Annotated in this window: 18 protein-coding genes; 12 read left to right on the plus strand and 6 right to left on the minus strand. The window is 73.1% G+C overall.

The genetic code is table 11. The features are described 5' to 3' along the window. Window positions 1-15: 15 nt before the first annotated feature. Window positions 16-1545, minus strand: a complete 1530-nt coding sequence (locus C2865_RS16290) for an alpha/beta fold hydrolase (RefSeq protein ID WP_157963747.1) — start codon at window positions 1543-1545, stop codon at window positions 16-18. A 163-nt stretch (window positions 1546-1708) separates the two neighbouring features. Here C2865_RS16290 and C2865_RS16295 point away from each other — a divergent pair, with 163 nt between their 5' ends. Then, window positions 1709-2410 carry a trimeric intracellular cation channel family protein gene (locus C2865_RS16295; protein WP_198653358.1) on the plus strand — a complete coding sequence of 234 codons (702 nt, stop codon included), beginning with the start codon at window positions 1709-1711 and terminating at the stop codon, window positions 2408-2410. Window positions 2411-2469: 59 nt separating this feature from the next. On the opposite strand, the gene C2865_RS16300 is transcribed toward C2865_RS16295, so the two are convergent. Both C2865_RS16300 and C2865_RS16305 read right to left on the minus strand, forming a co-directional pair. Then, window positions 2470-3891: an MFS transporter gene (locus C2865_RS16300; RefSeq protein WP_106399287.1), complete on the minus strand. Its 1422-nt coding sequence runs from the start codon at window positions 3889-3891 to the stop codon at window positions 2470-2472. Next, window positions 3888-5084: a M20 metallopeptidase family protein gene (locus C2865_RS16305; protein WP_106399288.1), complete on the minus strand. Its 1197-nt coding sequence runs from the start codon at window positions 5082-5084 to the stop codon at window positions 3888-3890. Before C2865_RS16305 ends, C2865_RS16300 begins: the two co-directional genes overlap by 4 nt. 70 nt (window positions 5085-5154) lie before the next feature. On the opposite strand from C2865_RS16305, the gene C2865_RS41430 reads away from it, so the two are divergent. Together C2865_RS41430 and C2865_RS16315 are read left to right on the plus strand one after the other, a co-directional pair. After that, complete coding sequence (locus C2865_RS41430) at window positions 5155-6282, plus strand: Lrp/AsnC family transcriptional regulator (protein ID WP_106399289.1); 1128 nt, start codon at window positions 5155-5157, stop codon at window positions 6280-6282. Then, window positions 6255-6878 carry a TetR/AcrR family transcriptional regulator gene (locus C2865_RS16315; RefSeq protein WP_106399290.1) on the plus strand — a complete coding sequence of 208 codons (624 nt, stop codon included), beginning with the start codon at window positions 6255-6257 and terminating at the stop codon, window positions 6876-6878. Before C2865_RS41430 ends, C2865_RS16315 begins: the two co-directional genes overlap by 28 nt. On the opposite strand, the gene C2865_RS16320 is transcribed toward C2865_RS16315, so the two are convergent. After that, a complete protein-coding gene (locus C2865_RS16320) occupies window positions 6841-7533 on the minus strand; it encodes a TetR/AcrR family transcriptional regulator (RefSeq protein ID WP_232835632.1) in 693 nt (230 codons plus the stop codon). The genes C2865_RS16315 and C2865_RS16320 overlap by 38 nt on opposite strands. Before the next feature lie 279 nt (window positions 7534-7812). On the opposite strand from C2865_RS16320, the gene C2865_RS16325 reads away from it, so the two are divergent. Then, entirely contained in the window at window positions 7813-8646 is an 834-nt protein-coding gene (locus C2865_RS16325; protein WP_106399291.1) for a hypothetical protein, read from the plus strand. A gap of 206 nt (window positions 8647-8852) precedes the next feature. After that, the gene (locus C2865_RS16330; RefSeq protein ID WP_106399292.1) at window positions 8853-10124 is read left to right on the plus strand and encodes a CE1 family esterase; all 1272 of its coding nucleotides are present in this window, start codon (window positions 8853-8855) and stop codon (window positions 10122-10124) included. Here the strand turns inward: C2865_RS16330 and C2865_RS16335 are convergent. Both C2865_RS16335 and C2865_RS16340 read right to left on the minus strand, forming a co-directional pair. Continuing rightward, window positions 10106-10915 carry a cytochrome c biogenesis CcdA family protein gene (locus C2865_RS16335; RefSeq protein ID WP_106399293.1) on the minus strand — a complete coding sequence of 270 codons (810 nt, stop codon included), beginning with the start codon at window positions 10913-10915 and terminating at the stop codon, window positions 10106-10108. The genes C2865_RS16330 and C2865_RS16335 overlap by 19 nt on opposite strands. Beyond that, on the minus strand, window positions 10916-11473 hold the full coding sequence (locus C2865_RS16340) for a TlpA family protein disulfide reductase (protein WP_157963748.1): 558 nt from the start codon (window positions 11471-11473) through the stop codon (window positions 10916-10918). It lies immediately after the preceding gene. Between the two features lie 295 nt (window positions 11474-11768). Between C2865_RS16340 and C2865_RS40030 the strand changes: the two genes are divergently transcribed. The 7 genes from C2865_RS40030 to C2865_RS16375 all read left to right on the plus strand — a co-directional run bounded on the left by C2865_RS40030 (window position 11769) and on the right by C2865_RS16375 (window position 21836). Continuing rightward, window positions 11769-13817 (plus strand): serine/threonine-protein kinase, encoded by a 2049-nt coding sequence (locus C2865_RS40030; RefSeq protein WP_198653359.1) that lies wholly within the window; start codon window positions 11769-11771, stop codon window positions 13815-13817. A gap of 84 nt (window positions 13818-13901) precedes the next feature. Further along, window positions 13902-16937, plus strand: a complete 3036-nt coding sequence (locus tag C2865_RS16350) for an ATP-binding protein (RefSeq protein WP_157963749.1) — start codon at window positions 13902-13904, stop codon at window positions 16935-16937. Between the two features lie 149 nt (window positions 16938-17086). Beyond that, window positions 17087-18004: an alpha/beta hydrolase family protein gene (locus C2865_RS16355; protein WP_106399296.1), complete on the plus strand. Its 918-nt coding sequence runs from the start codon at window positions 17087-17089 to the stop codon at window positions 18002-18004. Window positions 18005-18052: 48 nt separating this feature from the next. Beyond that, on the plus strand, window positions 18053-18400 hold the full coding sequence (locus C2865_RS16360; protein ID WP_106399297.1) for a hypothetical protein: 348 nt from the start codon (window positions 18053-18055) through the stop codon (window positions 18398-18400). 88 nt (window positions 18401-18488) lie between these two features. Continuing rightward, entirely contained in the window at window positions 18489-19913 is a 1425-nt protein-coding gene (locus C2865_RS16365; RefSeq protein WP_106399298.1) for an MFS transporter, read from the plus strand. A 76-nt stretch (window positions 19914-19989) separates the two neighbouring features. Continuing rightward, window positions 19990-20859, plus strand: a complete 870-nt coding sequence (gene ypfJ / locus C2865_RS16370; protein WP_106399299.1) for a KPN_02809 family neutral zinc metallopeptidase — start codon at window positions 19990-19992, stop codon at window positions 20857-20859. Between the two features lie 206 nt (window positions 20860-21065). Beyond that, window positions 21066-21836, plus strand: coding sequence for an SDR family oxidoreductase (locus C2865_RS16375; protein ID WP_106399300.1), 771 nt, complete (start codon window positions 21066-21068; stop codon window positions 21834-21836). Window positions 21837-22000: the final 164 nt, after the last annotated feature.

Consider the following 22000-nt stretch of genomic DNA (forward strand, 5'->3'; position numbering starts at 1 on the left):
CCGGGGCGCGGGCCGTCAGCTCCGCGGGCCGGGCTCGACCAGGGGAAGGGCGACGTCTGCGGTGAGCTCGACGCGTCCGGCGGAGCGCTGCCAGTCGAAGAGGCCGGTGATGGGCACGATCTGCAGCTCCAGGCGGCTGGCGGGGGTCAGGGACCAGGCGACGGCCTCCAGGTCGCGGGTGACGGTGCGCTCCCTGCCGTCCAGGACGACGGGCAGCGGGGTGGCCTGGTTGCCGACGACCAGGCCGGTCCCGCGGTCGACGAGCTGGGCGTACAGGGCGGTGCGCGGCTTGTTCGCCGTGCCGCGGTACCGGAGGGTGACCCGGGGAGTGCCGACCGTCTGGGCGGGCGCCTGCACGGCGGGGAGCGCGACGTCGACGGCCTTGGCCTGCGGGCGGGCCGCCACCATGTACTCCGGAATGCCGTTGCCGGACTTCTTCTTCTTTTCCTTGAGGTAGATGTCGGCGTCCCGGCGGGAGAACTCCAGCCTGCCCGACGCCTGGGCCCGCAGCTCTCCCAGCGCCTTCATCGGGTAGGAGGGCGCGGAGCGGTAGACGCCGTGCTGGTCGATGTACTCGAAGCCCGGTCCGGTCCTCACCCGGCGGTCGCCCTTCAGGTACCGGTCGAACCAGGCGACGGTGGCCTTCGTCAGCTTCTTCGCGGGGCCGGGATCGGTGTCGCACGACCCGTGGCCGCCGCAGAACCAGATCATCTTCACCGGCGCCCGGTTGGCCTTGACCGCCCGGTGGACCTCGATGCCCTGCCGCAGCGGGAACAGCGTGTCGACGGTCCCCTGCAGCACCAGGGTGGGGACCGAGATCCGCCGCACCAGGTGGTCGGGCCCGTGCTCGCGGAACCACCGGTAGGTGTCGTCGGGCAGCCGTCCGCTGGCCAGGCCCGTCAGGCAGCCCTTCTGCACCTGCGGGGCCAGCTTGTTGCCGTTGAGGAAGCCGCCGCTGCACAGCATGGCCCCCCATCCCGCCCGGAACACCTCGTCCGGGTAGAGGGTCTCGGCCAGGTCGTTGAAGGCGATCGACGGGACGATGGCGTCGACCCTGCGGTCCAGGCCCGCGGTGACGAGCTGGATCGCGCCGCCGTAGCTGCCGCCCGCCATGCCCAGCCTGGGGTCGCCCTTGCGGTCGAGCCGCACCTCCTTCTGCCGCGCGACCCAGTTGATGATCCTCCGCATGTCCCGGCCCTCGACCCGCGGGTCGTCGACGTGGGCGGCGCCGCCCGAACCGAACCCGCGCGGGTTCCACGTCACGACGTTGTAACCGGCGCGCAGCAGCGGGCCGAGCTGACCGTCCTCGGCCTTCGGATCGGTCTCGCCCCGCCCGGCCCAGCCGGTGCCCAGCAGGACCACCGGCCGCCGTTCGCCCTTGCGCAGGCCGGGAGCCCGGAAGAAGTGGGTGACGATCTCGACGCCGTCGAAGGAGGCGAGTTCGACCGTCCGGCGGGCGGGAGCGGCGGAGGCGGAGGCCGACGGGACGACGGCCAGCGCGCAGGCCGCGGCGACCGGGATCGCCAGCGGGGGGAAACGGAGCACGGAGTTCTCCTCATACTCGACGCGGCACCGGGGGGTGGAAGCCGCGCACACCGAAGATCCTCATTACCTACCACGTGGTAGAAAAAACGGGAAGAGGGGATCCGCGCACATCGGGAAGACCCCTCGCCGAATGTCACGCAACGTGATCCCTACAATGATCGTCGTGCGGATCGAGACGGTCACCACGGGGCTCGACCTGGCGGGGGTGTTCGCGAACGCGCTGCTCGGCGGGGCCGTCGCGCGCCGGTACGGGCTGGACCTGTTCGGGTTCGTGGTGCTCGGGCTGGTCTCGGGGCTCGGCGGCGGCCTGATCCGCGACGTGCTGCTGCAGAACGGGCCGCCGGTCGCGCTGACCAACTCCGCCTACATCCCCACCGCGCTGTGCGGGGCCGCGCTGGCGTTCGTGCTGCACATCTCCGAGCGGGACTGGGACCGGGTGTTCACGGTGCTCGACGCCGCCGCGCTCAGCCTGTGGGCCACCGTCGGGGCGCAGAAGGCGCTGGCCGTCGGGCTGGGGTGGGTTCCGGCGATCCTGCTCGGCACGATCACCGCCGTCGGCGGGGGCGCCTGCCGGGACCTGCTCCTCCAGCGCATCCCGGCGGTGCTGGGGGGCAACGCCCTGTACGCCACGGTCGCGGTGCTGGTCGCGGCGATCCAGGTGCTCGGCACGGAGTTCGGCTCGCCCCTCACCGGGACGGTCCTGGGCATCCTCGCCGGGGCGGTCCTGCGCGTCCTGGCCGCCTGGCGCGGCTGGAACCTCCCCAACGCCCCCGACTGGCAGCCCCGCACCTTCCTGGGCCGCCTCCCCCGCCCCACCTACCGGCCCCGCCTCCGCAGGCGTCCCCGGCCCGGCGACGGGCGCTGAGCCCGTCCACCGCGAGGGGCCCTGCCCGCCTGACGGGCAGGGGCCCTCGGGAGGACCTGTCAGGACGCCTGCGCGGGGACCGGGGCGGCGGCCGTCTCGGTGCGGCGGGCCAGGAGGACCAGGACGCAGGCCGCGACCGAGCAGGCCGAGCACAGGAGCCAGACGGCGACGTAGGCGCTCTCGGTGGGGACGGTGCCGAGCGCCATGGTGGCGAGGATGGAGGCGACGATGCCGCCCGCCACGGAGCCGCCGACGGTCTTGACGTTGTTGTACAGGGCGGTGGCGATGCCGGCGCGGGACGGGTCGGCGCCCTCGACGATGACGGTGGGCATGGCGCCGAGGGCGACGCCGGTGCCCAGGCCGATGAGGGGCTTGAGGACGATGAACTGCCACAGGGCGTCGTGGGCGACGGCGTGGCCCAGCAGGCCGAGGGCGATGAGGGCGAACGAGGCGACCAGGGCGGGGCGGTAGCCGATCCGTCCGGCGATCATCGCGGTTCCGGCGGCGCCGACCACGGCGGCGACGGCGGCGGGCAGGGTGATCGCCGCCAGGGACAGGGACGTCAGGGCGAAGCCGTAGCCGGTCTCGGCCGGGTCGGCGGCCAGGAAGGTGGTGTCGGGGGTCTGGGTGCCGAAGAAGACGACGCCGAACAGGAACGAGACGCCGTAGAAGGGGGCGACCCGGCGGTCGGCCATCGCGCGCAGGTCCACCAGCGCGTCCTTCGCGCGCAGCTCGACCCGCACCCAGACGGCGAGCAGGACCAGGCCGCCCAGCAGCGGCAGCAGGGTCGCGGCGCTCGTCCAGCCGGAGCCCCCGGCACGGGAGATCCCGGCCAGGACGGCGATCATCGCCAGGCCGAGCAGGACCAGGCCCGGCCAGTCGGCGCGGCCCTGGGCGCGGGCCCGGCTCTCGGGCACGGCGAAGAAGGACAGCAGGAAGCACGCCCCGGCCAGGACGGCCGGGATGAGCAGCGCCGTCCCGACGTTCCCGATCGCCTCCTGGGCCGCGCCCATGACGATCATGCCGATCAGGCCGCCGAGGGTGAGCGAGCCGACCAGCCAGGCGATGGCGCGGCGGGCGAGGTCGGTGGGCAGCCGGTCGCGGACCAGCGCGATCTCCAGCGGGAGCAGCGCGGCGAACGCGCCCTGCAGGACCCGGCCGAACAGCAGCACGCCCATGTTCGGGGCGAGGGCGACCAGCAGGCTGCCGACGGCCATGGTCGCGAGCGCGATCCGCAACATGCGGCGGTGGCCGTGCAGGTCGCCGAGCCGCCCGAACATCGGGACCATGACCGCGGCGGCCAGCAGCTGCACCGAGGCGATCCAGTTGAGGTCGGAGTCGGCCAGGCCGTGGGCCTCGCCGAGGGCGGGCAGCAGCGGGGTCACGCTCGTCTGCAGGAAACCGCTGGTCAGCTCGAAGAAGACGAGGATGCCGACGACGGCGCGGATGGACCCGGCCGACGTCTTCTCGGGGACGCTCACGCGGTGGCTCCTTCCAGGCGGCGTGCGGCCAGGGTGGCCAGCAGCAGGGCGGCGTTCGGCAGGACGGAGTCGTCGAAGACGGCCTGCGGGGAGTGGTTGATCGGCGCTTCCGCCGGGTTCGGGACGGGCGGGCAGGCGCTGAGGAAGAGCATCGCGCCGGGGACCTGCTGCAGGACGTAGGCGAAGTCCTCCGAGCCGGGGATCGGCTGGGGCGACTCGAACGTGCGGCCCTCGAACAGTTCTCCGGCGATCTCGAGGGCGAACCGCGCCTCGTCCACGGCGTTCTCGGTGACAGGGTAATCGTGCCGGTAATCCACTTCCGCCTTGACGCGGTGCGCCGAGGCGATGCCCTCGACGGTCTCCAGCACCACTTCACGGATGTTCTGACGGGTCTCCTCGGAGAACGTGCGGACCGTGGCCTCCAGCCGCGCGTCCTCGGGGATCACGTTGCGGGCCGTGCCCGCCCGCAGCTTCCCGACGGTGACGACGGCCGGGTCCAGGGCGTTGATGGAACGGGTGACGCGGGTCTGCAGCGTCGTCACGATCTCGCACAGCGGCGGGATCGGGTCGCAGGCGGCGTGCGGGGACGAGCCGTGCCCGCCCTTGCCGACGACGCGGACGTCGAAGGAGTCGCTGGACGCCATGAACGTGCCGCCTCTGGTCCCGACGAACCCGGCGGGCATCCCGGTGGAGAAGACGTGGATCGCGTAGGCGGCGACCGGCTTGCTCCCGGCGGCGTCCAGCAGCCCCTCGTCGAGCATGATCTTGGCGCCGCCGTAGCCCTCCTCTCCGGGCTGGAACATGAACACCACGTCCCCGGCGAGCTCCTCCCGGCGCGCGGCCAGCAGCCGCACCGCCCCGACCAGCCCGGCGACGTGCAGGTCGTGGCCGCAGGCGTGCATCGCGCCGGGGATCCGCGAGGCGTAGTCGACGCCGGTGTCCTCCTGGACGGGAAGCGCGTCCATGTCGGCGCGCAGCAGGACGGCCGGGCCCGGACGGCCGCCGCGCAGCACGGCCGTCACCGAGCCGAGGTCCTTCCCGGTGGAGATCTCCAGGGGGAGGCCCTCCAGGGCGGCGAGGACGCGCTCCTGGGTGCGCGGCAGGCGCAGGCCCACCTCCGGCTCGCGATGGAGGGCGCGGCGCAGCGCGGTCAGTTCTTCGCCGAGAGCGGCGGCGTCGTCATGCGTGAACATGGCGGTAGTCTGCGTAGGAAGTCAGCTAGGACCTGAAAAACGCCGGGATATCGCAGGTTTGTCAGATCATTTGCAGGAATCAGCCACCCTCGACGAGATCGACTACCTGCTCGTCACCGCCCTGCAGCGCGAGCCGCGTGCCGAGTGGCGGCGGATCGGCGCGGAGCTGGGCATCGACCCGTCCACCGCCGCCCGCCGCTGGTCACGGCTCACCGAGGCGGGCCTGGCCTGGCTGACGTGCTACCCGGCCTGGCTGCCGCCGGGCGCGCTGATCACCTTCATCGAGCTGGACTGCGCGCCCGGCCGGGTCCACGAGGTGGCGCTGGCCCTGGCCGACGACCCCCACCTGTTCACCATCGAGCACGTCACCGGCGGGCGCGACCTCCTGCTCACCGCGTCGTTCACCGGCCAGGCCCAGCTCGCCAGCTACATCGGCTTCCGGCTCGGCGCGGTGCCCGGCATCACCGCCACCCGCACCCACGTGGCGAGCATCCTGCACGCCGAGGGCAGCCGCTGGCGCCTGGACCGCCTGGCCTTCCCCGCCGCGGGCCCCTCGCCCGCCCCCGCCTTCTCCGGCCACGGCACCCTGTCCCCCGACGACCTCGCGCTCATCCACGCGCTCGCCCGCGACGTCCGGCAGAGCGCGGCGGCGCTGGCCGAACGCACCGGGCTCAGCCCCACCACGGCCCGCCGCCGGCTGGCCCGGCTGGAGCGGGACGGGTTGATGGCCTACCGCTGCGAGGTGAGCCGCTCGCACTCCGGCTGGCCCGTCTCGGTCACCCTCTGGGGGTCGGCGCCCGCCGAGGACGCCGCCTCCATCACCGCCCGCCTCGCCCACCTCCGCGAGACCCGCATGTGCGTCTCCCTCTCGGGCGCCCACAACATCCTGCTCACCGTCTGGCTCCGCGCCGTCGACGGCCTCCCGGCCTTCGAGGCGTCCCTGGCCGCCCGCGTCCCCGAACTGGCCATCACCGACCGCACCCTGACCTTGTGGAACCTGAAGTTCGCCGGCCAGCTCCTCTCCCCCGAAGGCCGCCGCCTCCGCTCCGTCCCCCTGGCCCTGTGGACCCCCGACGACGCCCACGCCGCCGAGGCCGCCTTCGTCTCCGCCCTCGCCACCCCTCCCCCGCTGCGCGGCTCCGCGCCGGACGGCCGGGATAGGGTCGGGGCATGGGGCGGTCGGGGCGCAGGGAAGTGATTCTGGCGGAGGCCATGCGGGTCTTCTCCGCCAAGGGGTACGCGGCCACCTCGCTGGGCGACGTCGCCGCCGCCGCGGGGATCACCCGCAGCAGCATGTACGACTACTTCCCGTCCAAGAAGGCGTTGTTCCTGGACGTCCTGAAGGACCAGACGGAGGCGGCCGTCGCCTATGTCGGCCCCAAGGTCACCTCGGCGGGCACGGGCGAGGCCCGGATGCGGGCCGCGGTGGCCGCCTACTTCGACTACGCGCTGGACCACCCGGCGGCCTGGCGGCTGATGTTCGACCGCAGCCGGGAGGGCGACTCGGAGGTCCAGCGGTTGCGCTGGGAGGCGCGCAGCGCCTCCACCGAGGTCATCCGCAGGCTCCTGAGCCCCGACTTCGCCCACATGGGCATCGACGCGGACACGACGGCCGGGCCGGTGATCGTCGAGCTGATGGTCTCCGCCCTGGACGGCGCCACCCGCTGGTGGGAGCGCCATCCCGAGACCCCGGTCGACGACCTCGTCGAGGCGGTCCTGCGCATGCTCCTCAGGGGCCTGCGGGACACCGGCGAGCTCACCCCCGCGACCGGCGGCCCCGCTCCGGTCCGGTGACCGGGCGGCCGGAGCCGTCGTCGTGGGCCAGTCCGGTCCAGAAGACGCGAAGGGCCGTCTCGACCAGTTCGTCGCGGGGCACGGCGGGGTTGCGGTCCCACCACTGGGCCAGCCCGTCGAGGCCGGAGAGCAGGATCTCCACGTGCAGGGCGGCGTCCGGGGAGGCCGGGTCCAGGCCGAGGACGCGCAGGTCCTCGCCGAGCAGGAGGGTCAGCACCCGGGTGCGGCTCTCGCTGACGCCCCAGCGGGCCACCTTGATCTCCGGATCGTCCTCGGCGGAGAAGTCGAAGAGCAGGCGGCGGGCCGCCGGATGGCGCTCGGCGAACTCCAGGTAGCCGCGGACGACCGAGCGGAGCCTGGCCTCCCGCCCGGTGCAGGCCGAGACCGGGGCGCCCATCGCGGTGAGCGCGGCGATGTGCTGCTCCTGGAGCAGGTTGAGGAAGAGCGCCCGCTTGGTGGGGAAGCGGTCGTAGACGATCGAGCGGTTCACCCCAGCGGCGCGGGCGATGTCGCCCATGGAGGTGTCGCGGTAGCCCTTCTCGGCGAACACCCGCAACGCGACATCGATGAGGTGGGCCCGCCGCTGCCCCGGCGTCATCCGCCTGCGCGTCGCCGGCCCCGGCTTGGTCGTCGCGGTCGCGTCCGGCTGGCTCACGCCCTCAGTCTAGGGACCGTTTCGAAATCGAGACAGTCCGAGGGCTTCCCCCGGGCCGCGGCGAGCGTGCTTACCGACCGGTAACCGCTTCGGATCTTTCGGTCATCTCCAAAGGTGGGAGCCGGTATTGATTTCGGCTCCGGATTTCATCCGGTCCGTAATCTTGATCGTGAGGGAGATCACTGCCTACTCTGCGCTGACCGGGCGCACGGCCGATGAGCGCCGGATCGTTCATCCCACCCGCCCCCGTCCCCCCCCCGCGCGGAAAGGCGACCCTGCATGCGTTTCGCTCACCCTGGTTCCCCGTCCTCCCGGAGCGTCGTCTCCAAGCTCCGCGCCTTCGCGCTCGCGGCGCTGTTCGTCCCGGCCTCCGTGCTCGGGACGGCCGCTCCCGCGTCGGCCGAGCCGGCGCCGGTGGACATCAGCTACGCCGACTGCCCCGCCGCTCCGCCGGCCGTGGGCGACCCGTCGGAGTACATCTGCGAGGTCTTCGTCCTGGCCTCGGGCAACATGCGCTTCGGCAGGATCGACCAGCCGATCGACAAGCCGATCACGATGACCGTCCTGGCGCACATCGACCCGCGGACCGGAGCGGTCACCGAGACCATGCTCAAGTGGCGCGCTCCGCAGCTGTCCGTGCCGGGCGGCCTGCTCGGCATCCCGGGAACCGACTCCCTGAGCGTGCTCAAGCTCAAGGCGACGCCCGAGTACGCGGGCAACTTCGGCTGGGGGCTGGCCGAGGACAACACCACCCTGAGGGCGACCGTGAACCTGCAGCTCAAGGTCGCCAACCTGCTGCTCCCGGGCTCCTGCGGCATCGGCTCCGCCGCGGACCCGATCAAGCTCAACCTGATCATCGACCCGAAGTCCCTCAAGCTCTACGACGGTGACGTCCTCGGCGGGTCGATCTCCGACAACACCTTCTCCGTGCCCGCCACCAGCGGTTGCGGCCTGTTCGGGCCGCTGGCCGACTGGCGCTCGGGAGTGCCGTCGGCGGGCGGCCAGAACAGCACCACCCAGCAGATGTACCTGGGCGCCAAGACGTACGGCCAGGGCGTCAGCAAGGCCGCCGTGCCGGGCCTGTCCACGCTGATGGCCGACGCGCGGGACTGACGGCCGCCGCCTCGGGACCGCTCCACCCGATGCCGTCCGGGCGGCGCCCGGACGGCATCGGCGTCGCGAACCGGCCGCGGGGACCTGTTCCAAAAGGCGCGGTACGGCCGTTGACCCCTCTGGCGGGTGGGGTTACGTTGACGTCGCTCCTCGATCACCTACCGCCGACGTGCCGACCGCGCACTCCCCCCAGCGGAAGGACCCCCGTGGAAACCCGTTCTCGACGCTCCTGGACCGCCGCCCTGTCCCTGACGGCCCTGGTGGCTCCGGCCCTCCCCTTCGGCGGCGCCGCGCACGCCGCCGCGCCCCCGAACGACCATCTCACCGTCACCGTCGCCGGTTCCCCCGGCTACCGGCTGGAAGGGGAACTCGCCTCGGGCGGCGTCGCCGTCACCGACACGGTCGCCGGATACCGGACCGACCGGGTGCAGGGTGAGGGAACGCTGCCCGGCGCGGACGGCGGGACCGCCGCCGTCTCCCTCCGGATCAGCCGGGGGGTGCTCGGGCTGACGGGCGCCTTCACGCTCCGGGACGGGGACCTCGAGATCTCCGCCAAGGTCGGCGGCGTCCAGGTGCCCGTCGACGGGACCGTGACGTGGGAGGGGACCGGCACCGTCGTGGAGGAGGGGCGCTCCTCCCGCCGGACCGTCGCCTTCACCCTCCGGGACCGCATGCCCGACCCCGGCGACCATGCCATCCGCATCACGCACGCGGGGCAGGAGCGCAGGGCGATCCTGCGGTTGCCGGACGACTACGACGGCACGCCCAGGCCGGTGCTGTTCCACTTCCCGGGCCTGTACGAGGCCCCGTGGATGGCGGAGTTCTTCGGGCGGATGGCCGACCACGCGCAGACCCGCGGCTTCATCATGATCACCCCTGAGCACCACGGCCGCGGCTGGCAGGGCGTCCCGGCCGGAACGCCCTCCCCCGACGTGGACGACCCCGGCTTCGTCGAACGGCTCCAGGACATCCTCGTCGAGCGCTTCAACGCCGACCCCGCGCGCCTCTACGCCTCGGGCATGAGCAACGGCGGCTTCTTCACCAGCAAGATGGCCTGCGACAACACCCGTTTCGCCGCCTACGCCCCCGTGGCGGGCCAGCTCAGCGACCAGGCGTCCTGCCGGCCCGGCCGGAACATCCCGATCGTCCTCATCCACGGCGACGGCGACTCCATCGTCCCCTACGCCAGCGCGCCGCCCGCCGCCGGCTTCTGGGCCCGCAACAACGGCTGCGGCACCACTCCCGTCGCCACGGACCTCCCCGACCTCGACCCGAAGGACAACACCACGGTCGTCCGCCACGACTACCCGGACTGCCCCGCCGACGCTCCCGTCATCCTGTACCAGATCAAGGGAGGCGGGCATAACTGGCCGGGCGGCCTGCCCTTCCTGGGCCCGTTCCTGGGCGGAACGACCCACGACATCGACGCCAACGACGTGATCTGGGACTTCGTCTCCCGTCACCGCCTCGCCCTGTGAAAGACCAGGGCGAGCAGGAGCAGGACGGCGAAGACGACGGCGACCGGGAGGGTGCCCAGGTCGGTGAGGTGACCGGTGATGGCGCCTTGGACCTCGGTGAAGGCCCTGATGACGGGGTCGTCGGCGGCGGCTCCGTCCAGGACGCGTAGCTCGTACCAACCGTAGTACGTGACGTAAAGGCCGGCGGCGAGAAGGAGGGCTCCGCTCGTCCTCGAGACGTACGGGAGGACGCGTCGGAGTCTCCGGACGGCTGCTTCCTGGGCGAAGGCCACGAGGAGGGAGAGGACGGCGACTATCAGGCCCATGCCCAGGGCGTAGGCGAGGAAGGCGGACAGGCCGTCCAGGATGTCTCCGGTGCCCGAGGCCAGGCCCGTGACGGCCAGGAAGGGACCGACCGTGCAGGAGAGGGAGGCCACCGCGTAGGAGGCTCCGTAGCCGTAGAGGGCGGCGAAGGAGCTCGCGGGGCCTCCCGTCTTCAGGTGCGGGACGCGGACGAGGAGCTCCTTGCCCGCCAGCAGCCAGACGCCGAGGAGGACGAGAGCGACGCCTATGACGATCGTCGCCCAGGGCAGGTAGCGCTGGAGCGGGGCCGCCACCAGGGAGATCAGCAGGCCGAACGTGCCGAAGACGGTGACGAAACCCGCCGTCATGGCCGCCGACAGGCGCAGGGCGCGCCACAGGCCTCCGGGGCCCGCCAGCAGCAGTGCCAGGTAGGACGGGAGGAGGGCGAAACCGCACGGGTTGAACGCGGCGACCAGTCCGGCGGCCAGCGCGAGGGCGAGATCGTCCATCTACAGGGCGAACTGGTCGATCAGCTCGGACAGGTCGGCCTCGCTGAGCGGACCCACGGCCGAATGGGTGCCGCCCTCGGGGTTCACCAGCAGGTAGGACGACTGCGTCTTCACCTTGAAGTGCTTGTACAGGGCGCCGGTGCGGTCGTCCAGGTGGACGAAGTTCGCCGTGCCGGTGCGGGAGACGAACGCGTCCATCTGCTCCTTGTTCTTGTCGAGCCCGGCCACGCCCACGAACTCCACCTTGCCGGCGTACTTCTTCGCCGCGGCGGACACGGCGGGGCCTTCACCCTGGCAGGTCGGGCACCAGGGAGCCCAGAACCACAACACCACCGGCTTGCCCTCCAGTCCGCTCCCGTCGAACGGCTCGCCGTCCAGGGAGGTCGCCCGGAACTTCCACAGGGCGGACGTCCCCGTCGTCGGCGCCTTCGTCGTCGGCGCGTCCGACATGGCGGGGGCCGCCGAAGCGCTCTCCATCGGGGCCTTCTCTTCCGTCTCGCCTCCGCACGCGGTCACGGCCAGGAGGGTCACGGCCAGGGCCGAAATCAGCTTTCTCATGAAGAGCACGTTATTGCGCGTGATGCCCGCAAGACCCTTACGCATCGATGACGTCGCGATGCGGGCGGCCGTGACCGCCGGCGGGTCCAGGGCCCTCCCGTGAATCCGAGCCGGACGGGCCGCGCTCCCGCGGGGGGGCCGGGTGGGCGGTGGTTCCGGTCCGGTGCCGACGGCGGTATGCGCGGGAGTTGCGCTGTGGTTGCGCTGCTTTTCCACAGGTCGTATCCGGGGTGGTGCGCAAAGTGATCGGATGGGCGGGCAGGGGGTCACCGGGAGAACGACGGGGAGGCGGGGCATGGAGGGTCTGCGGGACGAGGATCCGCGCCGGGTCGGCGGGTACGAGCTGCTCGGCCGGCTGGGCGCGGGGGGAATGGGGCAGGTGTTCCTGGGCCGCTCCCCCGGCGGGCGGATGGTCGCGGTCAAGACGATCCACCGGTCGCTGACGGCCGACCAGCGGTTCCGCGTCCGGTTCGCCCGCGAGGTGGCGGCGATCCGGCGGGTGGGCGGCTTCCACACCGCGCCCGTCGTCGACGCCGACCCCGAGGCCGACCCCGCCTGGCTCGTCACGGCCTACGTGCCGGGGCCCTCGCTGCGGGAGGCGGTTGCCGTCCACGGCCCGCTGCCCGAACCCGCGGTCGCGGCGCTCGGCGCGGGGCTCGCCGAAGGGCTGAACGCCGTCCACACCTGCGGGCTGGTGCACCGCGACCTCAAACCCGGCAACGTCATCCTGGCCGCCGACGGGCCCCGCATCATCGACTTCGGCATCGCCCACATCACCGACGCCTCCTCGCTGACCGTGACGGGCGCCCTGCTCGGCACCCCCTCCTACATGTCCCCCGAGCAGGCCCGCTCCGAAGGCGAGGTCGGCCCGGCGAGCGACGTCTTCTCCCTCGGCTGCGTCCTGTTCTTCGCGGCGTGCGGCCGCGGCCCCTTCGACTCCCCCGTCCCCGCCGTCTCCGTCCACCGCATCCTGAACGAAGAACCGGCACTGGACGCCGTCCCCGAGACGCTGCGCGACCTGATCGCCGCCTGCCTCGACAAGGACCCCGCCGCCCGCCCCTCCCCGCCCGCCGTCCTGCGCCGCCTCTCCCTCGCCGGAGAACCCACCGGCGACTGGCTTCCTCCCACCGTCACCTCCATGATCGACGACCTCTCCGCAGCCGTCGCCGCCCTCCGCCCCACCACGTCCCCGGCCCCCGCCGCCTCTCCGCCTCCAGCCGCCCGCGCGTCCACGGACCCCTCAACTCCTGCCCCCTCCGCCTCCCCGACGGGAGCCGCGCCCCCGGACCTCGCCCCCGCGGAGGGCCCCGACGGCTCCCCCGCAAACACCGCGCTCCCCGGCACCGCCGCACCCACCGGTCACGGTGCGTCCTCCGGCCCCGCCGGCTCCGTACCGCCGAACACCGCCGCACCCACAGACCCCAGCAGGTCCTCCGCCACGGCAAAGCCCGCACTGCCGGGTGCCGCCGCTCCCGATGCGCTTTCCGGTCACGCGGGGGTCGTGCCTCCGGGCAGCGCCGCTCCCACCGACCCCAGCAGGTTCTCTGGTTCCGGTGGGCCTGTGCACTTCGCCGCCGGGGAGGGGGGCGGCGTGGAGGGTGCTTCGCGGCGGCGGTCCCGTCTGCTGACCCTGCTGCCCGCGGTGGCGGTGCTCCCGCTCGCGGCGCTGGGGGCCGCGGCGCTCTGGTGGCCGGTGGACGAACCGGGGGCCACGCCTGCGGCGGTGACCGCGGGAACGTCGCCTCCGGCCGGCGGGACGATCACGCGGAACACCGCGGGCGGCCCCTCTCCCCGGCCCGGCTCCGCTGAGCGGGAGGAGGGCCCTTCCCGAAGGCCTGCGGGGAACGGCCCTTCCGCGAGGAACGAGCCCTCTCCCGACGAACAGCAGCCTTCCCCGGTCAGGTCCTCCGAGCCCCCGGACGACCGTTCCGAGGAACCCGGCTCCGCCGCACCGAAGCCGTGGCGGTGCCGCGGCGACTACGCGCAGGTCCCGCGGTCGAAGATCTGGATCAGGCCCTGCATCCGGCTGGAGCGGGACGGGATCGGGTACGTCGTGCACGCCAGGGCCATGGAGGAGAGCGGCACCGGCGGCCCGGTCTCGTTGTGGGTGTGGGCCTCCGACGAAGACGTCGTCAAGTACCGCGACAGCCTCCGCAAGTGCCGCATCACCCTGGACTCGGCCGAGGAGGTGTCCGCATGCGGCCCCTTCACCTTCACCCCGCCGAAGCCGGGCGCCTACCACGCGGCCTCCGACACGAGCCCCGCCGACGACGAGCTCCCGCCCACGTGGTCGCCCCAGTGGACCGGCACGGGCAGCGTCTCCACCGTCCGGTGGCCGCCCTGAGCCCTCCCCCCGCCGCTCCGCCTCCCGGTAGGATCCGTGGTCCCTACCCGTCAGGACGACCACGGTGGAGGCGGAGTGGGCCGGTTGGCACGACCCGGGCGCAGCCCCGCCCCGATCCCCGAGCCCGACACGCCCCTGGGCCGGTTCGCCCAAGGCCTGCGCGACCTGCGCGACCAGGCGGGGGACCCCGGCTACGAGGCCCTGGCCCGGGAGAGCGAACGCCTGGGCACCCCCTATTCCGCCACCTCGCTGCGCACCGCCGCCTCCGGCCGTTCCCTCCCCTCCTGGAAGGTGACCGAGACCTTCGTCCGCGCCTGCGTGGAGTTCGCCCGCCGCCACCCCCACCGCGCCCACCCCGCCGCCCTCCGCTGGACCCCCGAAGCGCTCCTCCCCCGGTGGACCGCCCTCTGGCACGAGATCTCCTTCCACCCCCCGGCACCCGGCCCCCCGGCCCCGCCGCCGACCCCCCGCACCCCGAAGGACGAACACCCCGCGCCCACCTCTCCGCCACCGCGGCCCCACCCCGCGAGACCGGCACGACCGTCCCCCCAAGGCGCCCAGGCCCCCGCCCCCCTCGCCCCCGAGCCGGAGGCGCCGGAGAACGGACACCCGGCGGACGCCGCGCCGGAGGACGAACAGGCGACGCGCGGCACGCCGCAGACCGAGCAGGCGACACACGGCACGCCGCAGAACGCGCAGCCGACGCACGGAGCACCGGAGAACCGGCGGACGGCAAACGATGCGTCGGAGAACAAGCGGGTGACGCGCGAATCTCCGGAGAACGGGCGGAAGACGTCTGGCGCGTCGGAGAACGAACGGGTGGCGCACGGTGTGCCGGAGTGGGGGTGGGGGGCGGGATGTGCACCGGAGGGCGCTGGGAGTGGAGCCTGGGGGTCGCGGGGGTTCGTGGCGGGCGTCGGGGTTCTGAGCCGGTTCGTCGGGCGGGAGGAGGAGCTGGCGGAAGGGGAGCGGGCGCTGGAGAGTGCTCGGCTGGTGACGGTGACGGGGCCGGGCGGGGTCGGGAAGACGCGGCTGGTGATGCGGCTGGCGGAGCGGGCGGCCGGGCGTTTCCCGGACGGGGTGCGCATAGTGGAGCTGGCCGAGCTCGACTCCTCCATGCCGGTGGGGCAGGCGGTGGCGGCGGCGCTGGGGGTGCGGGTCGACGCGGGGAGAGAGCCGCTCGAGGCGGTCGCGCAGGTGCTGGACGGGCGGCGGACGCTGCTGGTGCTCGACAACTGCGAGCACGTGCTCCCGGACGTGGCAGGGCTCGTCCAGGTACTGGCGGGGGCCTCGCGGGGGGTGTGCTTCCTGGCCAGCAGCCGTCAGGCGCTGAACATCGCGGGAGAGCGGATCCTGACGCTGGGGCCGCTGCCGCTGCCCCGGGACGGCGGGGAGTCCGCGGCCGTCGAGCTGTTCGCGGACCGGGCGGCGGCGGTCGTGCCGGGGTTCCGGCTGACGGACGCCAACCGGGACGCGGTGCACCGGGTGTGCCACCGGCTGGACGGCCTGCCCCTGGCGCTGGAGATCGCCGCGCGCCTGCTGCGCTTCCTCACCCCGCACGAGCTGCTGGACCGGCTCGGGCAGCGGTTCCGGCTGCTCGGGGAGGCGGGCGCCGAGCGCACCGCTCCGGCACGGCACCGGACGTTGCGGGCCGTGCTCGACTGGAGCCACGACCTGTGCTCCGACGACGAGCGGCTGGCGTGGGAGCGCCTGTCGGTCTGTGCGGGGACGGTGGCGCTGGCCGACGCGGAGGCGCTGGTCTCGGCGGAGGGGGCGGAGCCCGGGGCCGCGTTCGAGGCGATCGCCGGACTCGTCGACAAGTCGCTGCTCCTGCGCGTGGAATCCGGCGGGCGCAGCAGGCTGCACCTGCTGGAGACGGTGCGCATGTACGGCCGGGAGAAGCTGGCCGACTCGGCCGGTGAGGAGGCGGCACGGCGCCGCCACCGCGAACGCTACCTGGGTCTCGCGGTGGAGGCGGAACGCGCGTACGCCTCCCCCCGCCAGCAGGAGTGGCTCCTGCGGCTCCGCGACGAACACGCCGACCTTCGACAGGCCTTCACCCCCTCCCCGCCCGGCCCCGCCACCACGGCCCCGCCCGGCGTCACCCTTCCACCCGGCGGCATCGTCCCGCCCGGCTCAACCATCCCGCCCGGCGGCGCCCTTCCGTTCGGCGGTGTCGTCCCGGCCGGTTTCGCGGGTTCGGTGGATTCTGCCGGGCTGCGGCATCAGGGGGTGGTGATGGAGGGTGTGCTGGGGTTGTGGTTGTACTGGATCGTGTCCGGGAACCTGGGTGAGTGCGTTCTGTGGGCGCGGGCCGTGACGGGGTGGTGGCCTGTGCCGCCGGGGCCGGAGCTCGTCGAGGCCTGGGCCGGCATGTCCTGGTCGGCGGCGGTCGCTCTGCTGGTGCACGGTGACCGGCCGGGTGCCGGGCGGCTGCTCGATCGGGTCGAGCGGGTGGTGCCCCTGGAGGAGGGGCCGCGGTGGGTGGCGGCGGCCGTTCGGCAGTTGCGCGGGCTGAGTGCGCTCTTCTCCGGCGACATCGAGAGCGCCGAGGCGTACTCCGAGGCGGCGCTGCGGACCGGCGGGCACCGTCCCGGGCTGCTCACGGGCCAGCAGGCCCTGGCCCAGATCGGCCTCTGCGCTTCGGCGCGGGGCGCGCGCGAGGAGGCCGTCGAGTGTTTTCTTCGGGCTCTGGAGCTTTCGGAGGCGTGCGGTGAGACGTGGCACCGCTCCTATCTGCTGTGGACCCTTTCCAGCGAGTACGCCGAGGCCGGCCACGACGACCGCGCCGTCGAGCTGCTGCGGCGCAGCCTGGAGCTGAAGCACTCCCTCGATGACCGGCTCGGTATGGCCACGGTGAGCGAGTCGCTCGCCCGCCTGCTGGCCCGGCACGGCGACCCCGGGAAGGCCGCCCTGCTGCTCGGCGCCGCGCAGGCGCTCTGGCAGCCCGCGGGGACCCTGCACCTGTGGGGTTTCGAGCGCCTCCTGCGCTCCCGGGAGCAGAGCCTGGACGAGTTGCGGCGCGTCCTGGGCGAGGAGCGTTTCACCGCGGAGTACCTCGAGGGCGGGCGGCTCGGCCTCCCGCACGTCCTGGAACTGGCACTCCCCCGGGGCGGCTGAGCGGTGGCGCGAGGGCACGAACGTCGCACGGCCTTCGCCTCGTGTTCCGGATCCGCCCGGTTCCGGTCTTGACCCCTGCGCTTTCGTGAACGAAACTGTGTCCGCTGGAGCGAAACACTGTTTCGCCAGTGGTAACGAAAGGAACCCGCATGGGTCTTCGCCACGTGCTCCGCCTCGCCCTCCCCGCCGTCCTCTCCGCCGCCTTCCTGACCGGGGTCTCCGCGCCCGCGCAGGCCGCCGCCCCCGTTTCCAGCTTCGCGAGCACCGTCGGCGGGGACCCCGCCGACGTCTACTACCCGGCCGGCATCAGCGAGCGGACGCCCGTCGCGCTCATGCTGCAGGGCGCGCAGGTCGGCCGCGCCCACTACTCCTCCTACGCCCGCGCCGTCGCCGCGCACGGGTTCATCGTGGTGGTGCCCGACCACAGGCGCCTACTCTTCTTCGACGACGACTTCTACCCCGAGCAGAAGCAGGCCGCCGAGGCCGTCGCGTGGATGAAGGCCGAGGACGACCGCAACGGCTCCCCGCTGGAGGACCGCGTCAAGACGACCAGGCTCGTCCTGCTCGGCCACTCCTTCGGCGGCGCGGCCGGCCTTTCGGTCGTCGGGGAGAAGTGCGTCTTCCCGTTCTGCACGGGCCTGACGTACACGATGCCCACCCAGGTGAAGGCCGCCTCGTTGTTCGGCACCAACAACAAGGACTTCCTGACCGGCGCCTTCGCCGACGTCGACCTGCAGGTCCCGACGCAGCTCGTCCAGGGCGTCCAGGACGGCGTCGCCCTGCCCGCCGACGCCGAGACCACCTACACGAAGCTCAAAAACGACCCCAAGCAGATCGTCCGCGTCTCCGGCGCCAACCACTACGGCATCACCAACGCCCAGAACCCGGCCGGAGCCGATCCCGAGACCGGCCCCCAGACGCTCACCCAGGCCCAGAGCATCGAGGTCACCGCCCGGTGGGCCGCGAAGTTCCTCCTGGCCGCCATGGGCGACGAGGCCGCCGAGGACTACGTCTGGAACACCGGCGACGCCGCCGACCCGAACGTCACCGTCACCGGCGACAACTGACCGTTTTCTCCCGACTCGGACATCGAACGGCCGGATGCTGGAGGTCTGATGCAGGACAGGACGGCGAGCACCGAGCGGGGATTCCCCGACCGGCCCGTGTGGGTCACCCCGCACGGCCTGCGGGAACCCTTCCCGCAGACCCGCACGGACCCGGACGGCGCCGACCGGTTCACCGGCCGGGGGGCGCGGGCTCCCGGCCCGGTGCCGGAGATCGACCCGGTGGCCGAGGTGAGCCTCTGGTGGCCGGGCGCGCGCAGCTGGTACGGCCGCGCGACCGGAGTCTGGTGGGCCTTCCTGCCCGGTCATCCCGACCAGCTGCTCGATTTCCACGACCCGGCCGAACTGATCCGCACGGTCGCGGTCCTCCGGAAGAACACGTCCCCGACCTACCGGTGACGTGTTCTTCCGGCACCCGCGAGCCCCGCTCCCCTCCCCCGATCTCGAGCCAGTCCTGATCTGTTCGCCTCGACAGGAGTAGACCTTCATGACCGACACGCACGACGAGGCGCCGGATTCGCCGAGGACGAAAGACGTGCCGTCCGCCGGCGGCACCGTGGAGATCGCCGTCCTCCCCCGACGTCCCGCGCGCACGGTCGACCTCGACAAGGCGGCCCCGCTGGGCTGGTGGCCCGCGATCGTGGTGGCGCTCGTCGCCTTCATCGACCGGGTCGAGATCAACCTCATCTCCGGCGCCCTGCCGGCGATCCAGGACCACTTCGGCTTCAGCGACACCGCGGGCGGGGCGATCCCGACGGCCGCCAGCCTCGCCGCCGCCCTGCTCCTGCTCCCCGCCGGACGGCTCGCCGACCGCGCCCCCCGCGTGGCGACGATCGCGATCGTGGTGCTCGTCTGGTCGATCTGCTCGGTCCTGAGCGGCCTGGCCACCACCTTCGTGATGTTCTTCGCCGTCCGCGTCCTCATCGGCGCCGCCGGGCAGCTCTACAACCCGCCCGCCTCCAGCCTCCTGGCCGACTACTACCCCGCCCGCAGCCGCGGCAAGGCCTACGGCTTCGAACGCGCCGGCTACTACATGGGCCTGCCCACTGGAGTCATCCTCGGCGGCGCCATCGCCGAGGCCCTCGACTGGCGCGCGGTCTTCTTCATCGCCGCGGTGCCCGGCCTGCTGGTCGCCGCGCTCGTCCTCACTGTCAAGGAACCGCTGCGCGGCCTGGGCGACCGCCTCGACAGGCTCCGCAGCGGCGCGGCCCCCGACACCGAGGACGCCGGCACGGCCCCCGACGCCGACCGGGGATCGCTCCTCTCCGAAGCGCGCGGCCTGCTGCGGATCCGCACCCTCAAGGGCATCATCATCGGCCAGGCGCTGCTCTCCCTGGCCGTCGCGGGCCTCTTCTACTGGCTGCCCACCTTCCTGGAGCGCACCGAGGACCTCGGCTACGACGCCGCCTCCGGGCTCGCAGGCGGTGTCGGCGGCACCGGCATCGTCATCGGCATCGTGATCGGCAGCCGGATGGGCGACCGCTTCCACGGCGTCCGCCCCGGCTGGCGCGTCAAGGTCGCCACCGGCTTCCTGCTCATGGGCGCGGTGACCCTCACCGGCGCCGTCCTCCTGCCCGGCCTGTGGTTGCGCGTCACCCTCATCGCCGTCGCCTGCGCCGGTTTCGCCGCCGCCATCCCCAACCTCACCGCCGCCTCCGCCGACGTCGTCCCCGCCGCCCGCCGCGGCATGGGCTTCGCGCTCCTCACCTTCCTCATCACCCTCGGCGGCGCCCTCGGCCCCTTCCTCATCGGCCTCACCTCCGACCTCATCAAGTCCACCGGCTACGGCGGCGAGCCCCTCGCGCTGGCCATGCTCGTCCTGGTCCCCGCGATGTTCCTCGCCGTCCTGGCCCTCCTGCGCATCCGCGGCACCTTCGAGGACGACGCGCGGGAGGCCGCCACCACCGGCTGAGCACCCGAGAGCCTTTCGATCCACCTCACACTGTTTGTCTGTTTATCCAGAGATTTTTCCGGCTATCGAAAGGTCCATGGACTTCAACGACGATGTGCGGCTCGACCCGTCCCAGGTCGAGACCGGCGGTGGCGGCCGGGGCAGGGGCGTCGCCGCCGGGGGCGGTGTCATCGGCGTCATCGGCCTGCTCGTGGCCCTCTTCTTCGGCGTCGACCCCTTCGGCGGGCAGGGCGGGCAGGACACGCGGCAGCCGCAGGGAAGCGGGGAGGCGAACGACCTCCGGGAGAGGTGCCGCACCGGCGCGGACGCCGAACGGGACGAGGACTGCCTCGTCGTGGGGGTGGTGAACAGCGTCCAGGACTACTGGGAGAGCGCCTTCGCCGAGAGCGGCCTGAGGTACGAGCCGGCCAGGACGCAGCTGTTCGAGGGCGCCACCCGGACGGGATGCGGGTACGCGACGAAGGACGTCGGGCCGTTCTACTGCCCCGCGGACCAGAAGGTGTACCTGGACCTCACCTTCTTCGACGACCTGCGGGCCACATACGGGGCGCAGGACGGGGCGGCCGCCCGTGCCTACGTGATCGGGCACGAGTACGGGCACCACGCGCAGAACCTGCTCGGGGCGATGGACCGGACACCGCGGGGAACCACCGGAGCGTCCAGCCCCGCGGTGCGGCTGGAACTGCAGGCGGACTGCTACTCCGGGGTCTGGATGCACAACGCGGTGCAGACGGGATACCTGGTCCGGATCACCCGGACGGACCTCGACCAGGCCATGAGCGCCGCCCAGGCCGTCGGTGACGACCGCATCCAGGAACGCGGCCAGGGACACGTGCGGCCTGACTCCTTCACGCACGGCACCTCCGCCCAACGCACCGAATGGCTCAACACGGGCTATTCCTCCGGCGACCCCGCCCGTTGCGACACGTTCAAGGGCGCGATCTGAGGCCAGACAGGGAGACGGATCTCCATTGATCGGCGGTCGTTGTCGCACGTCCTGCTGCGCCATCTCCTGAACGACCGCGCCGAGGCGTCCTCGAGTCCCTCCCGGGGCGGCCGTGGCATATCCCGGTGAACGGTACCGAGGGCGCCGCGGAGGGAACGGGCGGATTAGGGTCCACGGGGCATGGGAGTCGAAAGAACGGATCGGCGATGAACACGGTGGTGGATCTCAAGGGGCGTGCGGTGCTGGTCACCGGGGGGACCAAGGGGATCGGAGCGGTGATCGCGCGGACGTTCCTGCGGGCCGGGGCCGATGTGATGGTGTGCGGGCGCAACGAGCCCGAGGCGCTGCCGGAGGCGGACGGGCGGAGCGCGCGGTTCCTGGCGGCCGACATCCGGGACGCGGGGCAGGCGGCGGCGCTGGTGGAGCAGACGGCCGAGCGGTTCGGGCGGCTGGACGTGCTGGTCAACAACGCCGGGGGGTCGCCGGACGCGGACGCGGCGACGGTCTCGCCGCGGTTCGTGGAGCGGATCGTGTCGTTGAACCTGCTCGCGCCGTTCTACGTCGCGCAGCCCGCCAACAAGGTCATGCAGGCCGGGGAGGGCGGGTCGATCATCAACATCGGCAGCGTCTCCGGCATCGACCCCCAGCCCGGGACCGCCGCCTACAGCGCCGCCAAGGCCGGCCTGCTGATGTTCTCCAAGGCCCTCGCCCTGGAGTGGGCGCCCAAGGTCCGGGTCAACCACATCACCACGGGCCTGGTGATGACCGAGGCCGCCGCCCACAACTACGGCCAGGACGGCGGAGCCGCCACCGCGGCGCTCGTCCCCATGCAGCGGATGGCCGACCCCCAGGACGTCGCGAACGCCTGCCTCTACCTGGCCGGCGACCTGTCGGCCTACGTGACCGGCGCCGACCTCGCCGTCCACGGCGGCGGCGAGGTCCCCGCCCGCTACCTGGTCAAGCAGCAGCAGGGCTGAGCCGTCCCGCCGGGTCCGGGGCCGCTCGCGGCACCGGCGGCCTCGGGCCCGGTCATGCGCATCGCCGCGGGCTCCGGCTCCCGCTCCTCTCCGAGAGCGCCCTCCAGCGGTTCGCGGAAGACAGCCGCGCGGCTGGAACGGCCGGCCGTACGGCCGCGTGCGGC

It is taken from the genome of Actinocorallia populi (genome assembly GCF_002995495.1).
GTDB classification, from domain to species: Bacteria; Actinomycetota; Actinomycetes; order Streptosporangiales; family Streptosporangiaceae; genus Actinocorallia; species Actinocorallia populi.